A 3,260-nucleotide genomic window follows, 5' to 3' on the forward strand; every position below is an offset into this window, starting at 1 on the left:
ACCACGGTGATCAGGCTCATGTGCGCGTCGCCCGGGTCTCCGCCGTGGTTGGAGTCCCAGCCCCAGCCAGCGCCGTTCTGGTCGATGACGACGCTCTTGCCGCTGGTGGCGCCAAGGGTCAGTCCACCCAGGTCGCCAACCGTGGCGCTGATCCCAGAGGTGTCGGCACCGACGGCCTGCCACTCGGCCTCGGCTTGAGACAGAGCTTGATCGAGCTGACCCTGGAGCAGCTCCGGGTCGGTGATCGCGGTCTGTGGGCCGGACGACGCACCAAGGGCTTGGCTGCCGGCTCCTGTCCCCGTCCCTGTCCCCGTCCCTGTCCCGGTTCCCGCTCCGGTCCCGGTTCCCGCTCCGGTCCCGGTTCCCGCTCCGGTTCCCGCTCCGGTTCCCGCTCCGGTTCCCGTACCTGTCCCGGTTCCGGTTCCGGTTCCGCCGGTGGATGTATCCAGCGGGCAGGAGATCGTCGCCGCCTGGCCGTTGGCGCCGGGGATGGTCTTGCAGCTGCTGGTGGACAGTGCCCGGGCCAACGCCTGCAGTGCTTCCTGCAGCCGACGCTGCGCATCGGCCTGGGCGGCCATCGCGCGCTGCCGGGCGTTCTGGACCGCGGTGAGCTGCTTCACCTGCTGCTGTCGCAGCAGCTGTTGTTGCGCGCGCTCCAGCTGCGCCTGCCCGAGTGCTGAGGATCCGGGCTGCGCCTGGGCCGCCGGAAGCTGCTGAAGCTGCTGAAGCTGCTGCTTGCTCTGCTGGGCGGCGAGAAGATGCGCCAACCGCTGCTTCGCCCGCCGGCGATCAACTGGACTCGACACCGGGGCCTCGCCGCGCAACGCGACGGTCAGGGTCGCGGGTCGGTTCGGGCTGGTGCTGACGGACTCTTGGACCGTGGCATTGGCGCCTTGCGCCGCCGTCGGACTGATGAACGTCAGGAACAGGCTCGCCATCGCCATCGCGGTGGCGATACTGGTCGTCCGGATCCATGTATGAGTAGGCCGAGCGGATGGCGCGTCGAGCACCATTCTCTCGGATCCTGACTGCATCATCTCTCCCTAGGAACGCATCGCCTACGGCTCAAACCGATTGAACATGACTTGGCAGATTCTGTAGGTCCGATCGCGAAATGAAAATGACCCGTTGTGACTAGACGACATGTCGCGATTGATCGGGCGTCTCTGTCAGGTGGTTGCGGGCCGGCGAGGGTGAGCGGACCCAGACAACTGGGCCCGGCGGCGCTATACGAGTCTGACGTCTGCCAGTTCGCGATCTCTAAGCCGCCGGGAGAAAATGTAGCCCGCCCCTTCTCCTGGAGAGTCACAAGCACGATCCGATGGCTGCCCTCGCTCACCGCCGGATCCCACGACGCCGACAACGGGCAGGCCTGCGTGATGGAATCGAAATGTCGGAGCCGTGTGCGACGCCTCACAGCTCGATCACCTACCGCGGAGGACTCCATGGCCGACCCCGACCCGCGCCGCATACTGGTCGCCGGCGACTGGCACGGCGACACCCCGCGGATGCGTGCCGCGATCCACGCCGCGCAGGTGCACGGCTGCGACACAGTCCTGCACGTCGGGGACCTGGGCATCTTGTGGCCGCGGGTCACCCCCAAGACCTTCGACCTGCCGCTGGTCGAGGAGCTGGCCAAGACCGGCCTCGGGTTCTACTTCGTCGACGGCAACCACGCCGCCCTGCGTGGTGACTACGAGCCCGACGAGTCAGGCTTCGTCGAGGTGCTCCGCGGGGCATGGTCGGCGCCCCGGGCCCACCGGTAGACCTGGTCGGGTACCCGCTTCGCGGCCCTCGGCGGCGTCTATTCCGTCGACCGGCACCACCGCATCGAGGACCACAGCATCTGGAGTGACGTCGAGGAGGTCCAACCCGACGACATCGACGCCCTCGGCTCGGACCCCGTCGACGTGCTCGTGACCCACGCAGTCCCCCATGGCGTACCCGTGCGAAGTCAGCTGGTCCTCGACGCATGGATCGAACGCGAGGCGTCCATCAGCCGTCACCTGCTGCGGCGCGCCGTGGACCGCGTCCACCCTCGGATCGTGTTCAGCGGCCACCGGCACCAACGCGTCACCCACGTCCTGCGCGAGCACGTCCGCTGCGAGGTCCTCGACATGAACGGCAAGGTCGGCAACGCCGTCATCCTCGACCTGCCCTCGCTCGACCTCACCGAACTAGGGCGTGTCTCCTAAGTGGAGCGTGTTCTGGCTGGTTTTGTGGAGTCATGTCACGGATGACTGTTTTGACCGATTCCCAGTGGTCCCGGATTGAGCCGTTGATGCCGTGCTCGGATGGCGTGAAGTCTCGTCCGTTCCGTGATCACCGCCAAGTCGTTGAGGGCATCATTTACCGGTTCCGGACGGGGATCGCGTGGCGTGATTTGCCCTCCAATTTCGGGCCGTGGCAGACGGTCTGGAAGCGGCACCACAGGTTTAGCACCGATGGCACCTGGGACCGGATCCACGCCAAACTGGTGACCGAGGCCGACGCGGCCGGCGACATCATCTGGGACGTCAGTGTGGACTCGACGATCAACCGTGCACATCAGCACGCCACGTCGCTGGCTCGCACCACAGGGGGCAGAATCGAGTTACAAGAATCTGCGGATCGAGCCACCTGACCACGCGATCGGCAGGTCCCGTGGCGGCCTGTCGACGAAGATCCACCAGCTCGTCGACGGCCGATGTCGACCCTTGGTGATCCTGCTCGGACCGGGCCAGGGCGGCGACTCGCCCATGTTCGCACCCCTGATGCAACAGTTGTCGGTCGCCCGTGTCGGACCGGGCCGACCACGCACCAGACCCGACCGGGTTCTGGGCGACAAGGCATATTCCTCACGGGGAAACCGGGCAATTCTCCGTTCCCGCAGCATCCGGGCCGTGATCAGCGAACCGGCTGACCAAAAGGGCCACCGACGACGCCGCGGCCAGTCCGGTGGCAGACCACCAGCGTTCGACGCCGCCGTCTACCGCAGCCGCAACACCGTCGAGAGATCCTTCAGCGACCACAAGCAATGGCGCGGCATCGCAACCCGCTACGACAAACACGCCCTCACCTACCGAGGAGGCGTCGTCCTGAGAGCCATCACCCTCTGGCTCAAAACTTAGGAGACACGCCCTAGCCGTCGCGGCCGGGCTCACTCACGTAGGTCGCGGAGCAGGCACACTCCAGCGCCAGCTCGGGGAAGTCCGGAGCCAACGACGTGCCGCGCATGATGCCCGAGCCCGGGGTCGAGGCGCCGAAGGTCTCCCCCAGCG

3 protein-coding genes and 1 pseudogene are annotated in these 3,260 nt (G+C 66.8%); 3 read left to right on the forward strand and 1 reads right to left on the reverse strand.

Going from position 1 to position 3,260, the window contains the following annotated elements:
- Positions 1-1,034: hypothetical protein (locus H7290_RS07675; protein ID WP_290513435.1), on the reverse strand; the 1,034-nt coding region annotated here is incomplete at its 3' end.
- Positions 1,035-1,445: 411 nt separating this feature from the next.
- On the opposite strand from H7290_RS07675, the gene H7290_RS07680 reads away from it, so the two are divergent.
- The 3 genes and pseudogenes from H7290_RS07680 (at position 1,446) to H7290_RS07690 (ending at position 3,110) form a co-directional block, all read left to right on the forward strand.
- Complete coding sequence (locus H7290_RS07680; RefSeq protein ID WP_290513436.1) at positions 1,446-1,766, forward strand: metallophosphoesterase; 321 nt, start codon at positions 1,446-1,448, stop codon at positions 1,764-1,766.
- Between the two features lie 180 nt (positions 1,767-1,946).
- Positions 1,947-2,195 carry a hypothetical protein gene (locus H7290_RS07685; protein ID WP_290513437.1) on the forward strand — a complete coding sequence of 83 codons (249 nt, stop codon included), beginning with the start codon at positions 1,947-1,949 and terminating at the stop codon, positions 2,193-2,195.
- Between the two features lie 32 nt (positions 2,196-2,227).
- A pseudogene (locus H7290_RS07690) lies at positions 2,228-3,110 on the forward strand (IS5 family transposase).
- Positions 3,111-3,260 lie beyond the last annotated feature (150 nt).

The organism is Aeromicrobium sp., assembly GCF_014378035.1.
GTDB lineage: Bacteria > Actinomycetota > Actinomycetes > Propionibacteriales > Nocardioidaceae > Aeromicrobium.

Bases quoted from the DNA above. Each gene is read 5' to 3' on its own strand.
- H7290_RS07680 (WP_290513436.1), top strand. From the start codon at position 1,446: ATGGCCGACCCCGACCCGCGCCGCATACTGGTCGCCGGCGACTGGCAC.